This window comes from Pseudomonas sp. RGM 3321, from assembly GCF_022836805.1.
GTDB lineage: Bacteria > Pseudomonadota > Gammaproteobacteria > Pseudomonadales > Pseudomonadaceae > Aquipseudomonas.
This window is the reverse complement of the sequence record NZ_JALHBH010000103.1, coordinates 85,381-101,561: the sequence shown is the minus strand read 5'-3', so window position 1 is coordinate 101,561 and position 16,181 is coordinate 85,381. Positions and strand designations below refer to the sequence as shown.

17 protein-coding genes are annotated in these 16,181 nt (G+C 55.1%); 6 read left to right on the top strand and 11 right to left on the bottom strand.

Translation table 11 applies throughout. From position 1 onward, the window contains the following. Window positions 1-18 precede the first annotated feature (18 nt). Both RGM3321_RS10060 and RGM3321_RS10055 read left to right on the top strand, forming a co-directional pair. Entirely contained in the window at window positions 19-492 is a 474-nt protein-coding gene (locus tag RGM3321_RS10060; RefSeq protein ID WP_244392935.1) for a MarR family transcriptional regulator, read from the top strand. Between the two features lie 240 nt (window positions 493-732). Then, on the top strand, window positions 733-1,152 hold the full coding sequence (locus RGM3321_RS10055) for an organic hydroperoxide resistance protein (protein ID WP_003373293.1): 420 nt from the start codon (window positions 733-735) through the stop codon (window positions 1,150-1,152). 102 nt (window positions 1,153-1,254) lie between these two features. Here RGM3321_RS10055 and RGM3321_RS10050 read toward each other — a convergent pair whose 3' ends face one another. Both RGM3321_RS10050 and earP read right to left on the bottom strand, forming a co-directional pair. Beyond that, the gene (locus RGM3321_RS10050) at window positions 1,255-1,824 is read right to left on the bottom strand and encodes an elongation factor P (RefSeq protein ID WP_005616505.1); all 570 of its coding nucleotides are present in this window, start codon (window positions 1,822-1,824) and stop codon (window positions 1,255-1,257) included. Between the two features lie 99 nt (window positions 1,825-1,923). Continuing rightward, window positions 1,924-3,060, bottom strand: a complete 1,137-nt coding sequence (gene earP, locus RGM3321_RS10045) for an elongation factor P maturation arginine rhamnosyltransferase EarP (RefSeq protein WP_244392934.1) — start codon at window positions 3,058-3,060, stop codon at window positions 1,924-1,926. Between the two features lie 150 nt (window positions 3,061-3,210). On the opposite strand from earP, the gene RGM3321_RS10040 reads away from it, so the two are divergent. From RGM3321_RS10040 to RGM3321_RS10030, 3 genes are all read left to right on the top strand, one after another. Then, entirely contained in the window at window positions 3,211-3,609 is a 399-nt protein-coding gene (locus RGM3321_RS10040) for a hypothetical protein (protein WP_244392933.1), read from the top strand. A gap of 3 nt (window positions 3,610-3,612) precedes the next feature. Beyond that, on the top strand, window positions 3,613-4,095 hold the full coding sequence (locus RGM3321_RS10035) for a transcription elongation factor GreAB (protein ID WP_244392932.1): 483 nt from the start codon (window positions 3,613-3,615) through the stop codon (window positions 4,093-4,095). 123 nt (window positions 4,096-4,218) lie between these two features. After that, a complete protein-coding gene (locus RGM3321_RS10030) occupies window positions 4,219-4,425 on the top strand; it encodes a hypothetical protein (RefSeq protein ID WP_002554553.1) in 207 nt (68 codons plus the stop codon). A gap of 72 nt (window positions 4,426-4,497) precedes the next feature. Here the strand turns inward: RGM3321_RS10030 and RGM3321_RS10025 are convergent, their stop codons facing one another. After that, complete coding sequence (locus RGM3321_RS10025) at window positions 4,498-5,775, bottom strand: aromatic amino acid transport family protein (RefSeq protein WP_058401278.1); 1,278 nt, start codon at window positions 5,773-5,775, stop codon at window positions 4,498-4,500. A 445-nt stretch (window positions 5,776-6,220) separates the two neighbouring features. Here RGM3321_RS10025 and RGM3321_RS10020 point away from each other — a divergent pair, with 445 nt between their 5' ends. After that, on the top strand, window positions 6,221-6,790 hold the full coding sequence (locus RGM3321_RS10020; RefSeq protein WP_244392931.1) for a TetR/AcrR family transcriptional regulator: 570 nt from the start codon (window positions 6,221-6,223) through the stop codon (window positions 6,788-6,790). A 103-nt stretch (window positions 6,791-6,893) separates the two neighbouring features. On the opposite strand, the gene RGM3321_RS10015 is transcribed toward RGM3321_RS10020, so the two are convergent. From RGM3321_RS10015 to rpsA, 8 genes are all read right to left on the bottom strand, one after another. Continuing rightward, window positions 6,894-7,238, bottom strand: a complete 345-nt coding sequence (locus RGM3321_RS10015) for a helix-hairpin-helix domain-containing protein (RefSeq protein WP_244392930.1) — start codon at window positions 7,236-7,238, stop codon at window positions 6,894-6,896. 159 nt (window positions 7,239-7,397) lie between these two features. Further along, on the bottom strand, window positions 7,398-9,392 hold the full coding sequence (locus tag RGM3321_RS10010) for a nucleoside-diphosphate sugar epimerase/dehydratase (protein WP_244392929.1): 1,995 nt from the start codon (window positions 9,390-9,392) through the stop codon (window positions 7,398-7,400). A gap of 99 nt (window positions 9,393-9,491) precedes the next feature. Continuing rightward, window positions 9,492-10,508 carry a glycosyltransferase family 4 protein gene (locus RGM3321_RS10005; protein ID WP_244392928.1) on the bottom strand — a complete coding sequence of 339 codons (1,017 nt, stop codon included), beginning with the start codon at window positions 10,506-10,508 and terminating at the stop codon, window positions 9,492-9,494. Further along, window positions 10,501-11,481, bottom strand: a complete 981-nt coding sequence (locus tag RGM3321_RS10000) for an SDR family oxidoreductase (protein WP_244392927.1) — start codon at window positions 11,479-11,481, stop codon at window positions 10,501-10,503. Before RGM3321_RS10000 ends, RGM3321_RS10005 begins: the two co-directional genes overlap by 8 nt. A gap of 262 nt (window positions 11,482-11,743) precedes the next feature. After that, complete coding sequence (locus RGM3321_RS09995; protein WP_244392926.1) at window positions 11,744-13,180, bottom strand: MBL fold metallo-hydrolase; 1,437 nt, start codon at window positions 13,178-13,180, stop codon at window positions 11,744-11,746. Between the two features lie 412 nt (window positions 13,181-13,592). Further along, window positions 13,593-13,835 (bottom strand): lipopolysaccharide assembly protein LapA domain-containing protein, encoded by a 243-nt coding sequence (locus RGM3321_RS09990; protein ID WP_244392925.1) that lies wholly within the window; start codon window positions 13,833-13,835, stop codon window positions 13,593-13,595. 24 nt (window positions 13,836-13,859) lie between these two features. Further along, window positions 13,860-14,156, bottom strand: a complete 297-nt coding sequence (gene ihfB / locus RGM3321_RS09985) for an integration host factor subunit beta (protein WP_002554561.1) — start codon at window positions 14,154-14,156, stop codon at window positions 13,860-13,862. A 320-nt stretch (window positions 14,157-14,476) separates the two neighbouring features. Continuing rightward, window positions 14,477-16,168 carry a 30S ribosomal protein S1 gene (rpsA, locus tag RGM3321_RS09980; protein ID WP_002554562.1) on the bottom strand — a complete coding sequence of 564 codons (1,692 nt, stop codon included), beginning with the start codon at window positions 16,166-16,168 and terminating at the stop codon, window positions 14,477-14,479. Window positions 16,169-16,181 lie beyond the last annotated feature (13 nt).

Below are 16,181 nucleotides of genomic sequence, written 5' to 3'. Positions count from 1 at the left end.
TGAGTTTGAGGACCTGATATGAGTGCCGAAGAAACCCCTGCCCACGCTGCGCCTGCCGATTGCGATTCGCTGCTGCTGGATAACCAATTGTGTTTCGCCCTGTATTCCACTTCATTGATGATGACCAAGGTTTACAAGCCGCTGCTGCAGGCGCTCGGGCTGACTTATCCGCAGTATCTGGCAATGATGGTGCTGTGGGAAAAAGACGGGCTTACCGTCGGTGATGTCAGCACGCGCCTGCTCACCGATCCGGGTTCTCTGACACCTTTGCTCAAGCGTCTTGAGGGCGAGGGCTTTATCAGCCGCACCCGCAGCAAAGAGGACGAACGCGTGGTATTGCTGCACCTGACTGAACAAGGTCGTGCACTGCGACACCAGGCACTGAGCATACCCGGCTGTATTCTGTCGGCGAGCGGCCTGAATATGGAAAGGCTTCGTGACCTGCAGACACAGTTGCTGGACTTGCGTGACCATCTGCACCAGAGCCTTTAAGAAAAAGGCTCACACCCGCCCGGACTGACCTGCCGTTCGTTGCGCCAGAGCCTCGTGCACCACGGGGCTGGCAAGATCTCCAGCTAGCCGCCCTGGTAGCTTTCCTCCTCCCGAAAGCGACCTCTTTCAACTTTTGCAAAATTTAGCTTGCGCGCTAACCAACCTTGGACTACCTTTGCTTTGCGATTAGTTAGCGCGCAAGTATTTTGCGCAACAAAACCTACCGAACGAGGAAAAATCATGGACACTCTTTACACCGCAGTTGCAACCGCCACCGGCGGCCGTGATGGTCGTGCCGTTTCCAGCGACAAGATTCTCGACGTCAAACTGGCCACTCCGAAAGAACTTGGCGGTGCTGGCGGCGCAGCCACCAACCCGGAGCAACTGTTCGCTGCCGGTTATTCGGCCTGCTTCATCGGTGCCCTGAAATTCGTCGCTGGTCAGAGCAAACGCAGTATTCCGGCAGACGCCTCGATTACCGCCCACGTAGGGATCGGCCAGATTCCCGGTGGTTTTGGTCTGGACATCGACCTGCATGTCAGCCTGCCAGGCCTGGAGCAAGCCGACGCTCAGCAACTGGTCGATGCCGCTCACGTGGTCTGCCCTTACTCGAACGCCACTCGCGGTAACGTCGATGTGCGCCTGCATGTAACGGTCTGATCCTGTCTGACACCTGGGCAACGGCTGCCCGGCAAGAATCTCAGGCACAAAAAAACCCGCAGCGATGCGGGTTTTTTGCGTAACGGGGTTACAAAACCATGCTTACTTCGCACGACCTTTGTAGGAACCGCCTTCACGGGTATCGATCTCGATCATGTCGCCGATTTCGATGAAGTCAGCAACGCTCAGCTCGGTACCGTTTTTCAGTTTGGCAGGCTTCATGACCTTGCCCGAGGTATCGCCGCGCGCGGAGCCTTCGGTGTAGTCAACCTGACGCACGATGGTGGTCGGCAGTTCTACGGAAACCAGACGCTCTTCGAAGAACACTGCTTCGCAGACGTCGGTCATGCCTTCTTCAACGAATGGCAGAACGCTTTCGATGTCTTCGGCGTTCAGCTCGTACATGGTGTAGTCGCTGGTGTCCATGAACGTGTAGGTGTCACCGCTGATGAAAGACAGGGTGGCTTCCTTGCGATCGAGGATCACGTCGTCCAGCTTGTCGTCAGCGCTGTAAACGATCTCGGTCTTGTAACCGGTCAGCAGGTTTTTCAGCTTGGTTTTCATGATCGCGCTGTTACGACCGGATTTGGTGAATTCAGCTTTCTGAACCAGCCAAGGATCGTTTTCGAGACGGATCACAGTACCGGGTTTCAGCTCTTTACCAGTTTTCATTGCATATATCCGAATTTGGATGAAATTAACCAAAGGCTCTGTACGAGAAACAACCTGCGCAGGCCTTTTTCGTACAGAGCCTTGTATCAAGGCCGCGTATCATAGCGAATTTCCATAAAACTGCACCAGCGCCGTGGCAAGATCAGTCTGTGCGGCTTGTTGCAGGCACCAGTGCCCGGCGTGCTTTTCGATTTCAGCCCAGTGTTCGGTGAGTGCCAGCCAGCTTTCGCTCAGGTCGCTGCCGATATTCCAGTTCTGCCAGAACTGATTCACGGCATGCGCCACCTCAGGCGCAAGACCCGCCAGGTAGAGCGCTAAAAACGCATCAAGCTTGGGCAGGTGCGCGTCGTCTTCCTGCTGATAGATGTGCCAGAGCATCGGCCGCCCCGCCCATTGCGCACGGACGAACGAGTCTTCGCCGCGCACGACGTTGAAATCGCAGCTCCACAGTAGTTGGTCGTAGCGCTCCTGGCGGATGAACGGTAACACCTGCACGGTCAGCCCTCCCCTTACCTGCATGAAACCTGCGTGTAACTCATCGTCGACACCCAGCCAGCGCCGCAGATCGGCGAGAATGCGCCCCTCTGGCACCAGCAGGTGATTCGGCCGAGTGTCGCTGGCCAGCGCGTCAAGCCAGCTGCCCAGCCCGGGATTTTCATAGGCAAATACCGAGATCAAGCGGGCATCAGGCGACGGCTCGACACCCACCCCCTGCAAGAAACCTCGCCTCGCGGCCTTGTCTTGCTGAAATCGCTGGCGCTGTTCGATCAGGTTTCTTTCGCGCAGCAGGCCGCCCGTGGCGTCGGAAAATCCGGGAAAGAAAAAGAACTTCTTCAAACCGTTCAACTGTGGCGAAGGCAAACCGTGGCAACCCGAGATCCAGTCTTCGGCGCTGAGGTACTCAAGGTTCAACCACAGCGGCCTTGGCGAACGCTGCAGCATCGATTCGGTATAGGGCGTCGGCAGGCGGCAGGCAAAGGCCTCGATGACCACGTCAGGAATATCGCTGTCAGCCCATTCAGCGGGCCATTGGCACACCCTCACGCCCTCTTGCCATTGCTGCCGAGCCTTAAGATCAGCGTCGGGGCACAAGCGAACGAAAGCCGACAGGTCGTCGATCCATAACCGCACGTGCAGACCCTGCTCGGCAACCAGCTGGCGTGCCAGGCGCCAGGTCACGCCGGCATCACCGTAGTTGTCGACTACGCTGCAAAAAATGTCCCACGAGACTTTCATCGTGGCTCCCTGAGGCTGGATGGCAAAAAAGTTGATTGTCGTTCAGAACGCCCCGTTGCCACCAGCCTGATGCCACTGGACAGCACAGTTTTCATGCCCGGCCATCAGGCATGGCACAATCACATCTGTTGCCCTGCAAGGAGTTCAGCCATGTCATCCACTACCCGCCGTCGCGACCTGTACGTGTCGTTGAAATTGATTGTCTGCATTGCGCTGGGTATCTGGCTGGGCGCAATGGCGGTGTTCCTGACCGCTCTGCTGTATTACAAAAGCCTGCCCCCGGCGCAAACCCAGGCGTTGGAAAACGCCGCCGCCCAGCTCACCGCCCCGCCTGCACAAAAAAGTGCCGCGCCGTCCGCCCCGGAGACTGAAATGTTCCGCAAATACGAGCAAAGCCTGCGTGAAAGCGAGGCCCGTCAGGCCCGTGAACAGGCTCAGGAACAACAACAGCGTACCTTCAACCGTTCCAAGTGTGATTTCTGGATTCAGCAAGACCGCACTGCGCCGAGCGAAAAAAGTCGCGCCAGCATCAATCAGTACTGTGGATAAACCATGAACAAGCAGGACGTGCTGCAATCGATCATCGACAAACTGGAAATCGATCTGGACATCGCACAACGGGCGGCACAGACCGCCTACGAAACGGCAACCCACGAAGAGAATATTGCCGAGAACAAATACGACACGCTGGGACTGGAAGCATCGTATCTGGCAGCAGGCCAGGCACGGCGTGTCGAGGAGATTCGCCAGTCGCTGGCGGCGTATCGGAGTTGGTCGCTCAAGCCATTCGATGAATCACGCGGCATTCAGACCGGTGATCTGGTCGCTGTCGAAGCCATGAGCGGTCAGACGCAATACCTGTTTCTCGGCCCTGATGCTGCTGGTCTGAAGGTCAGCGCAGGTGAGCAACTGGTCACAGTCATCACTGCCAGGGCACCGCTGGGGCAAAGCCTGCTGGGCAAATTCGAAGACGATGCCGTACAGATTGTCATCAACGGCAGCGGACAATCCTACGAGATCACACAAACGATGTGACACACCCGGCATCTACAGGGTTGATCGCACCAAGTTTTTGTGGGTAAGGTGAACCGTCGCCATCACCACCGCAACCGGGGCAACATCGAAGCAAACAAGGACTAAAACCCAAGGAGATTTTTCATGACGAACGTCATCGCTTTCCCTGACGCCCATGAACGTGATCGCCTGAAGTCCAGTCAAGATCCGGCGTTGAGATACCTGAACAAGAAAGAGCGGCAGCTGATCGACCAACTGCGTTCGACCAGCCATGCGGGACGCCAGTACGTCTACGACTATGCCAGCATCATGCATTTGTCCAGGCCGTTGTATCCCGAACCTGTGGATTGACCCTGATTGCAGCGCCTGGCCAAAGGCTGCGCTGTTATATCAGCGCAGCTTCCAGTGTTATGTCTGCCGGATTCAGCGTGTCAGCGAAAAGATCAGTGCAGAGATCGCTACCACACCGGCGGCAACCACAAAGTAGTTCGACCATGCACCTGCATATTTACGCATGGCGGGTACTTTGTAGACGGCGTACATCGGCATCAGGAACAGCAGCGCCGAAATCACCGGCCCGCCCAGGGTCTCGATCATGCCCAGAATGCTCGGGTTCAGCGTTGCTACCAGCCAGCACACCACCAGCATGAAGGCTGCTGTCAGACGATCCAGCGCCTTCGGTGCGGGACGACGCCCGGTTTTCAGAACCAGCCCTTTCAGGCCCTCGCTCGCACCGATGTAGTGGCCGAGAAACGACTTGGAAATAGCCACGAACGCAATCAGCGGCGCCACGAAGGCGATGGTCGGGTTGTTGAAGTGGTTGGCCAGGTAGGAGAGGATCGAAATGTTCTGTGCCTTGGCCTCGGCCAATTGGGCTGGCGACAGCGTCAATACGCAACTGAACACGAAGAACAGCACCATCACCACCATCAAGCCGTGGGCGCGGGCCAGTATCTGCGAACTGCGGACCTCGGCGTTTTCGCCGTACTGACGTTTCTGATCAACGGCAAACGCCGAGATGATCGGCGTGTGGTTGAACGAAAATACCATTACCGGAATGGCCAGCCACAGGGTAGGCAGGAACGCTGAAGGCTCGGGAAAGGTGGTCGCGGTACTCAGGATGCCACCGGTCCAGTGCGGAATCAGGAATACCGCCAGAAACAGCAGTGCGACGATGAACGGATAAACCATCAGGCTCATGGCCTTGACGATGATCCGCTCGCCACAACGCACCACGGCCAGCAGGCCCATGATCAGCACGAACGCCAGAGCTGCGCGGGGCGGCGGCGCTATGTGCAACTGATGCTCAAGAAAACTGCCCACGGTATTGGTGAGGGCCACGCTGTAGATCAGCAGGATCGGAAAGATCGCAAAAAAATACAGCAAGGTGATCATCGCGCCGGCGCTTTTGCCGAAGTGCTGCTCGACCACTTCAGTGATATCGGCCCCTTCACGCCCGGACAGTACGAAACGGGTCAGCCCGCGGTGGGCATAGAACGTCATGGGAAACGCCAACAACGCCAGCGCCATCAGTGGCCAGAAACCACCGATGCCTGCATTGATGGGCAGGAACAGCGTACCTGCTCCAATGGCAGTACCGAACAATCCGAGCATCCAGGTGGTGTCATTACGGTTCCAAGAGGCGATGCTCTCGGGAGCTACATCCAGGCGTTCTACGACGCCGTTAGCCTGATCATTCATCCGGTCGACTCTCCGTGGCCGGTTTATCAAAAAGGGCAGCGCGTCGAAAAAGCCGGCAGTTCAGCGCTCCCCTCGAAAACAGCGGGCGAGATTCTCCGGGATTGACGCCAGAAGTCAAAGGCTTGTAGGACAACAATTTCCGGACTGTAGGCAGGCAATCCCGTGCACGCCTTCTGCACAAAGGGCTGGAGAATGATCGACCTCTTGTCGACGACGTCGTGGTTTTACAGGCCAGCGCGCTCATTCAAGCAACGAGGGCCTGCATTCTGCGCGGGAATAGTTTGCGTTTTTCAGCCAGCTTCACTCATTAGCTGGATAAGCAGACAGGCATTCTTTCACTTGATTCCGGCACAAGTTCTCATCACGATTGAAAGCCTGCTGCATCGATTCATCTATCCATGTATAAATGCGGTTACACATTGGCCCATCTCTGGAGACTCAGCGCATGCGTTACGCGCTCGATCATAAGGCCCAAACCCATCAACGTATCGTCAAGGAAGCGTCAATGCGCTTTCGTCGCGACGGCATTGGTGCTACGGGCCTACAACCTTTGATGAAGGCACTGGGCTTGACCCATGGCGGTTTCTACGCGCATTTCAAATCCAAGGATGATCTTGTTGAACAGGCATTGAGTCACGCCCTCGACAATGTAAAGGGAATCACCAGCGACGTTTTCGCCAGACAGGACTCGCTCAGTGAATTCATTGATCTCTACCTCTCTACAGACAGTCGCGATTCGCCAGACGGCGGTTGTCCACTACCAACCATGTGCCTGGAACTGGGTCAGCGCGACCAGCCCAGCGCAACAACGGATAAAATCATTCTTCACTTGCTGGAACTGTTCGATCAGTCTCTGGCGCAAACGGGTACTGAATCCAAGAGCGTGCCGGTACTGTCTACCTTGGTAGGCGGCCTGGTACTTGCCCGTAGTGCTTTTGACGAAAAACTGTCGCAGCGCATTCTGGACACGACTCGGGACTATCTCAAACAGGAGATAAAGAAGAGCGCCAACTGACTTATCGAAAACAGAACTTTATCAAGAACCGTTCTCGATAAAGCGTGTATAAACAGACAGGCCGATCATTGATCGGCCTGTTTTTTAATGGATAGAGCGAGGCTTAATCAATTGCAAGCTTTTCGCGATTCCTCTCCAGAATAGCCTTGCCAATACCCTTTACTTCGATCAATTCATCGATAGAGGTAAACTCGCCATTGGCGTCCCGGTAAGCAACGATGGCATCGGCCTTGTTTTTTCCGATACCCGCCAGTTCCTTCTGAAGCATTTGCGCATCAGCGGTATTGAGATTGACTTTATCGTTACGTTGTTCATGAACGGCAGCGGGCGCTGCGCTTTCCATGGAGTGCTCCATGGTGGCAGGCGACGGTGCCGCAGTGGCGTTGACCGCAACCGAGGCACTGGTGAGCAAGGCAAAGATCAAAGCACTGAAGATACGGGTTCGCATAGATAAGGCTCCATAGCAGTTCGAGGCAGCATTTCACATGCTGTGCCTGAAACTTAGAGCACTGCCGCCGCCGGGAAAAGAAGTCGAGCGTTGCTGTCTATGTCCAGATCAATCAACGTATGTCTGCCGTTGCCGGGCCCTCGGTAATCGTTGATCAAATCACGGTTCGCCGCTGCATTCCTGATACATCCAGTCAACGATTTCACCTTCCGGCGTATACCCGTTTACGGTTTCTCGCAGCAATTGACGCACGCTGTTGTAATCGTCGCGGTCTACCGCATCCAGCAGTTTTACAAGACGGCCCTTCAGGACATCCCACTGCAGGAAATCCTCATTCGCACTCATGATCATCGGGTGCTCGGTGGCAACGACGTTGTCCCCGATCAATAGCTCTTCATAGAGCTTTTCACCGGGACGCAACCCGGTGAACTCGATGGAGATATCGCCCTGTGGGTTTTTTTCGGAGCGAATGGACAGACCCGACAGGTGGATCATTTTCTCGGCCAGTTCGACAATCTTGACCGGCTCGCCCATGTCCAGAACGAACACATCCCCGCCATGCCCCATGGAACCCGCCTGGATGACCAATTGCGCGGCCTCGGGGATGGTCATGAAGTAACGGGTGATCTTGGGATGCGTCACCGTCAACGGTCCGCCTGACTGGATCTGTTTGTGAAACAGCGGAATAACCGAACCGGACGACCCGAGAACATTGCCGAAACGAACCATCGTGAAACGCGTCTTGTTGACCTGATAAACGTTGGCCTTGTCACCAAATATCACCGGCGCAGTCTCGCGGCTCAGCGCCTGCAGTATCAGTTCGGCAAGGCGCTTGGTGCTACCCATCACGTTGGTCGGGCGCACGGCCTTGTCGGTGGAGATCAGAACGAAGTTGGAAACACCCGCCTGCAAGGCCGCCTGTGCGGTATTGAGCGTACCGACGACATTATTGATGACTCCCTCGGCAATATTGTGCTCGACCATGGGGACGTGCTTGTAGGCTGCAGCGTGATAGACCGTGTCGACCTTCCAGGTTTTCATGATCGACAGCAGTTTGGGGTGATTGCGTACCGAACCGAGTATGGGCAGTAACTTGACCGAAAGAGACTCGCGAGCCGCTCGCTGCTCAAGTTCGGTAAGAATGCTGTAGAGGTTGAACTCGCTGTGGTCGAGCAACAGCAACTGGGTGGGCTGCAACAGTAATATCTGTCGGCACAGTTCTGAGCCGATCGAGCCGCCTGCGCCGGTTACCAGCACTGTTTTGCCCTTGATGCAGTGCTCTAGCAGGTTGTCTCGGGCCGGGACCGCATCGCGCCCCAGAAGGTCAGCGATATCGACTTCCTGAAGGTCGTCTACCTTGACCCTCCCGGCGGCAAGGTCCATGAAGCCGGGAACGCTTCGTACGTGCAACGGAAAGCCTTCCAGAAAGCCCAGAATTTCCCGGCGACGCCCGCGCGATGAAGACGGGATCGCCAACAGGATTTCCTGAGCACCGGTGGAATCTATCATTCGCTGTATATTTCGAGGCTTGTAGACCTGCAGGCCGGAAATCACCCGATTGGAAATCGATTCGTCATCATCAATGAACGCCACCGGATGCATCAGGCGTCCCATGCGCAAGGCAGCAACCAACTGGTTTCCTGCCGCGCCCGCGCCGTAAATGGCGACTTTCTGCAGACCATTGTCGCTCTTGGCGAAGGGGACGTGTTGCGCTGCCGCGAACCAGTCGCCGAGAAAATACTGGCGCATGGCCAGACGCAGGCCGCCGATCATCACCATGCTCAGCCACCAGTAGTTGAAGATGACCGAGCGCGGGACCAATTGCTGGTGATTGCTGTAAACGTAGACCATACAACCGAGGATCAACGAAGACATCGTGACGGCCTTGATGATCGCAATCAGGGCGTCGTTGCCGAAATAGCGCATCACCGCTCGGTACATGCCAAAACGAATGAACAATGGAATAGCTGCAAGCGGCGCACTGATGAACAGCCAGGTATGTTTCTCCAGAGGATTGATCAACTCATCAATTCCCAACCGCACGAGAAACGACATCCACAGGGCGAGCCAGACAAGAAGAACGTCAGCAGCTACCTGAATTATTCGCTTTTTGCGGCGTGGTAGGGCCAGCAAACTGGCCCGCAACCTGCTCATCAATTGTTTAATGCTCCGTTATGCTACCGGTTGAAATATCACCTCAAACCGGTATTTGTGAAACAGCCACGGGTCTGAGACAACCAGAAAACCGCTTCGTTACCCGATTTCCGCCTCACCGGCGCGGAACCTGAGCGCCAGTAATACAAGGGGGACGTAAGCAATTACCGTCCATATCAGCCCTTCGCCATCGCCCAACGCTACCCACATCGCTATAGGTAGCAGCCAGACCAGATTGATCAGCCCCACAGTCAGCGTGACCGGCGAATGCCTGCCGTAATGACGTGACGCGAACTGATACGCATGGCTGCGATGGGCCTCGTAGAGCTTTTCTCTGCGCAACAGACGCCGGACAAGCGTTACCGTGGCGTCGACAATAAACACACCCAGCACAATCAGCCAGGACCAGAGTAACTGAGGCGAGGCCCAGGAACCCTGAATGGATAGCACACCGAGCACTATTCCGAGAAATCCGCTGCCTGCATCGCCCATGAATATCTTCGCTGGCGGAAAGTTCCAGTAGAGGAAACCGGCAACGGCGGCGGCAAGCAGAAGCACCTCCCACGACAGCCCGACATAATCACCCAGCGCATAAATGATGCTCATGCCCAGACACACCGTAACTGCCTCGATACCGGCGATACCGTCGATGCCGTCCATGAAGTTATAAAGATTCAACATCCATACCAGGTAGAACGCTGCGAGTACCTGGCCGACAGCACCGGGAGTGAATGTCCACCCCAGGATGTCAACCGGAGCGAGCCCGTCGAGCCAGAACAAGGCCCAGGCAGCGGCAAGAAAATGTCCCAGCAGGCGCCATCGTGCAGCGATGTGCCCATGATCGTCCATGAAACCGATCACGGCGACCAGTCCTCCCGAGCCAACAACTGCGAAAAAAACCGATGCAGACAGATGCCCTACCCAGGCCAGAATTGCCATCGCCATGACAAAGGCAACGACGATGGAAACGCCACCGCCCCTGGGTGTAGGTATGGAATGTGAGCTGCGGGCATTTGGAATATCGATCAAACTTCTGGCGAGGGCATACTTGCGTAGCAACGCCGTCAGAAGCAGAGACACAAAGGCAATAGCAATTACTGACAGCCACTCAATCATGCTTGTCGTGTTCCAGATAATATCGAGCAGTATCCTGCATGGCGTGTTCAATACTCACAGGTGGATGCCAGTCCAGCATCGTACAGGTTTTACTGATGTCGACCTGCAGCGAGCTGCATAACCGTTGGGAGAAGGCTTTCTTGCCAAGTAATGCTGCAGCGCTTTTCAGCAGCCCTGCAGGCACCGGCAGCAAGCGGGCCGGTTTTCCGAGGGCCTTGCCCATTTCACGCAGAAGCCGGGCGGTGGACAGATCGTCCCCATCACTGACCAGAAATGTCTGGTCAGCGGCAGCAGGATGATCGACACAGATCATGACCAGATCAGCCAGATTATCCACCGCCACCAGGCTTCGAAGATTATTGATGGACCCAAGCGGAAGCGGCAGCCCCTTGTCGAGCCAGCGCATCATGCTCTTGAAGTTAGCCTTGACCCCTGGGCCGTAGACCAGAACCGGACGAATGATCACAACTTCCATACCGGTTCGGGCAGACAGCTCGCGTAGCCCCTCCTCGGCTTTCTGCTTGGAAACGCCATAAGCATCCAGCGGGTTACATGGATCGTCGGCTCTGAACGGCGAACCAGGATGGGTAAACTCACCGTTGGCCTTGATGGAGCTGAGGAAGATGAAGCGCCTGACTCCCGCAGCTGCGGCTTGCTCGGCAAGATTCAGCGTCGCAGTGACATTGGCGCGAAAGTATTCCTGATCCGGTTCGTCAGCGGTCTCATTGAGTACATGGACCCGGGCAGCACAATGAATAACCACATGCGCCCCGGTTACAAGATCAGACCAGTGGTTATCCGGGGCCAGCGACTGTGCGCTGACAACCTTGATGCGTTCTGAAGAGCAGGTATAGGCACCCCGCACCGCAACCCGAACAGAATGACCGGTGCGCTCGATCAATCGGCGCACAACAGCACTGCCCACGAAACCTGTCGCACCTGTTATTGCAACCAATGCAACATCACCGCTCATGCAAGAACGCCCTTCAAAATTGGCCAAATATTCCGTATGTGACGCTTTTTGACAACTGAAATATCTTCAATCCATTTTATAACTTTCCCGTCGGCGTAAAAAACCCTTTTTCGGCAGTGCACCTGAATCAACTGTATAAATACCTGCATCAGTGACCCTCCGGCCTCCAGTATGGGACGCAGGTGATTTACATTAACCAGGGCCAGGTGCACACCTTGAAAATTCAATTACGCCTTCAACCGATAACTAGCGCGCTCGCCTATCAAGGAATAAGCAGCTCTACAGTTCTTTTTTCAAGCGCGTATTTACGACCCAGAATATTCCCCAGCACCTTTTTCGCAGTTGCCTCGCCGTGCACCAGTCGAATCTGCACAGGCCACTCTTTCATGCCCGTGACGAAACCGACAAGTTCGGCCTGATCCGCATGGGCGGAGTAGCCTTTGGCCGTATGAACCCCTGCATGGATATCAAAGCGTTCACGATCCAGTTCGACATAGCCACCCGAAGGACCGTGCAACTGAATGGCTGCACCGGGTGTGCCCTTGCCCTGATAACCGACAAACACCACGTTATGCCTGGCGTCGCCCAGCATGGCTTTCAGGTAATTGACAATTCTGCCTCCGGCGCACATGCCGTTGCCGGCAATCACGATGGCCGGACGCGCAGTGCTGGTCAGGTAGTTGACGGTACGCAGGTGCTCCTCATGCGTATCGACGGTGATCAGTTGCTCGAAGCCCAGCGGCTTTCTGCCGACATCGAGTCTTAGCCGGGCATCCTCATCCCAATAGTCTTCGAATGCCTGATAGACCTTCGTGAAGCGGCTCGCCAGAGGCGAGTCAAGAATGATCGGCAACCTTGACCAATCGGCAGGCGGTATTTCACCTCCAGACGGGAGCACACTGTTTTCCGCAGAATGATTCAACGGCATTTTGCGCCGCAGAATGTCCTCCAGCTCGTAGAGCAATTCCTGAGTACGGCCGATGCTGAACGCCGGTATCAGAACGGTGCCGTTATCTTCGAGTGCCTTGTCTATGATCTGCTCAAGTGCCTGTTGGCGAATGCTGCGATCCTCGTGAAGACGATCACCGTAAGTGCTTTCCAGAATCAGAACATCCGCGCGTTCCGGGGGCTTGGGGGCTGGCAGAAACGGCGTATGACTTGCTCCCAGATCACCGGAGAACACTACACGCAGGGAACGCTCTTGCGCAGGGTATTGCAGATCGCACTCGATATAGGCAGAACCGAGTATATGTCCAGCACGCTGCAGACGAACCCGGCAGTGCAATGTTTCGTGATTGACCAGACTGAACCAGTTATCGAACGGCAGCGCGATGATTCTCTTGTTGATGAGCTCCAGGTAACGCTGTATTTGTTCGGGGTCATGCGCAAATTCGATCTTCAGAATATCTTCCATGACCAGTGGCAGCAGATGGGCGCTGGGCTCGCTGCACAGTATGGGTCCCTTGTAGCCAGAAGCCAGCAACTCGGGGATACGCCCGACATGGTCATTGTGCACATGGGTGACCAACAGCGCTCTGATGGTCTCGGGATCGAACCCGAACGAGGCGGCACGCTCACCGCGCTCCTGCACCGAGCCGCAGTCGATCAACAGGTTACTCGAGGCATCCATGCACAGCTGATGGCATGAGCCCGTTACCGTATCGACAGCACCGTGATGAATGATTTCCGGATAAGACATGCAGTTACCTTTTCTTGCCAGCCTATACTTGATGTTTGCAACATCCGGCATCGGATCTGAACAGTAAGTTTCGGCGCATTCTGCACGTGAAAGGCTTATTTTCAAGACTTGACACAAAGCGGTCAGGACAGCAGCAATCGACGCTGCTAAAGAAGATAACCGGCTACCCCTTTAGAATGGGCACCTGAATTAAAAAAGAGATTAATCCTACACACTGAAGTAACTACTCTTCGTACAACAGAAGAATAAACTGACAGAATTATAAGTCCGATTTTTTGAAGAATACCGACGATAAGCGTGAATTACACGCCAGCCTAGAAACGCCGCATGCCATTCGATGGGCTACAAAGGCGTGGAGAATGCGCATATTACGTCGCCAGAAATGCCTGCGGCGACGCGTGATCAGCGCTGCTCAGACGGATCGAGAGGAAGGCGTACGTTTTTTGCGAAGACTGGATATCCATGTCAGCACCGGACCGATAACCATGCCCAGCAGCAGAGCGAGGACAACAGGCAATGCCAACGGAAGCTGAGGCGCTGACCAGCCGAAAAAAGTTACCGCGACAGATTGCCGGTTTTCAAGCACGAACACGGTTGTTGCCAAAACAGCAAGCAACACGGCGACGATCAAAATGACTCGTTTGAAGATACGCATCTGGTGATCCTGTGGTAAATGGCTTCAAAAGCCCTCTTCTTCATCCTCATTGACCCGATCCCGCAGCTCTTTGCCCGGTTTGAAATGCGGGACAAACTTGCCGTCGAGACTGACCGACTGGCCGGTCTTCGGGTTGCGCCCTACTCGCGGTGCACGGTAGTGCAGCGAAAAGCTGCCAAAACCCCGAATTTCGATTCGGTCACCGGTCGCCAGGCACTGGGACATTTGTTCAAGCATGGTCTTGATGGCCAGCTCGACATCCTTGGATGAGAGCAGCCCTTGATGGGTGACAATTCGTTCGATCAACTCCGACTTCGTCATATTTTTCCCTTCTTTTTCAAGCAGCTAGATCAGCGCTTGGAAGGTTTTAGCATGACCGGATGAATTTGAACAGCCCATCTATTGACTTATGTTCAACACTGTCTACCAGGCATGAAAAGATTACACCCACATTACAGGCGAGACCTATCGGAAGGGAGCTGAAGCATTCGAAGAATAGAGACGGCCTGAGAGGCCACTGAGGACATTTGGCAGCTTGGGCAGTGCCTGTGCCGACGTCCCTGAAACAAGAGCCTGTAAAGCCTGAACAGCAGAAAAAAAAAGGACGACCGAAGTCGTCCTTTTTTGTGGTCAAGCAGAACTTAGTTCTGTTTTTCCATTTGCGCGCGCAGCAGGTCACCAATGGTGGTAGGACCAGTGCTTTCAGCGACTTCAGGCTTGCTACGCAGGCTCTGAATGGCTTCTTTCTCGTCTTCAACATCTTTCGACTTGATGGACAAGCTGATTACGCGGCTCTTGCGGTCAACGCTGATGATCTTGGCTTCGATCTCTTCGCCTTCTTTCAGAACGTTACGCGCGTCTTCAACGCGGTCACGGCTGATTTCGGAGGCTTTGAGGGTCGCTTCGATGTCGTCGGCCAGGGTGATGATGGCGCCTTTGGCGTCAACTTCTTTAACGATACCGCGAACGATAGCGCCCTTGTCATTGACAGTGACGTACTCGGAGAACGGATCGCTTTCCAGCTGCTTGATACCCAGCGAGATGCGCTCACGCTCAGGATCAACAGACAGGATCACTGTGTCGAGCTCGTCGCCCTTCTTGAAGCGACGTACGGCTTCTTCGCCCACTTCGTTCCAGGAGATGTCGGACAGGTGTACCAGGCCGTCGATGCCGCCGTCCAGACCAATGAAGATACCGAAATCGGTGATCGACTTGATGGTGCCGGAGATTTTATCGCCCTTGTTGAACTGGCCAGAGAAATCTTCCCATGGGTTGGATTTGCACTGTTTGATGCCGAGGGAGATACGACGACGCTCTTCGTCGATGTCCAGAACCATGACTTCCACTTCGTCGCCAACCTGAACGACTTTCGAAGGGTGGATGTTCTTGTTGGTCCAGTCCATTTCGGAAACGTGTACCAGGCCTTCCACGCCTTCTTCCAGCTCTGCGAAGCAGCCGTAGTCGGTCAGGTTGGTAACACGCGCGGTAACGCGGGTGCTTTCCGGGTAGCGAGCCTTGATAGCAACCCATGGATCTTCACCCAGTTGCTTCAGACCCAGGGAAACACGATTGCGCTCGCGATCGTACTTCAGGACCTTTACATCGATCTCATCGCCAACGTTGACGATTTCCGATGGATGCTTGATGCGCTTCCAGGCCATGTCGGTGATGTGCAGCAGGCCATCGACGCCACCCAGATCGACGAATGCGCCGTAATCGGTGAGGTTCTTGACGATACCCTTGACCTGTTGACCTTCTTGCAGGGACTCGAGCAGAGCTTCGCGCTCGGCACTGTTCTCGGCTTCCAGGACACTGCGACGGGAAACGACAACGTTGTTGCGCTTCTGGTCCAGCTTGATGACCTTGAACTCGAGCTCTTTGCCTTCCAGGTGAGTCGTGTCACGCACAGGGCGGACGTCAACCAGAGAACCAGGCAGGAACGCACGGATGCCGTTAACGTCGACAGTGAAGCCGCCTTTAACCTTACCGTTGATAACGCCCTTGACCACTTCTTCAGCTGCGAAAGCCGCTTCCAGAACGATCCAGCACTCGGCACGCTTGGCTTTTTCGCGGGACAGCTTGGTTTCGCCAAAGCCATCTTCGACCGCGTCCAGCGCAACGTGAACTTCATCGCCGATCTTGATGGTCAGCTCGCCAGCGTCGTTGTGGAACTGTTCCAGCGGGATGAGGCCTTCAGATTTCAGACCGGCGTGAACCGTAACCCAACCTGCCTGGTAGTCGATATCCACGATGATAGCGGTGATGATCGAACCAGCCTGAAGGTTGAGGGTCTTTAGGCTTTCTTCAAAAAGTTCTGCAAAGCTTTCGCTCATTTTAATTCCTGTT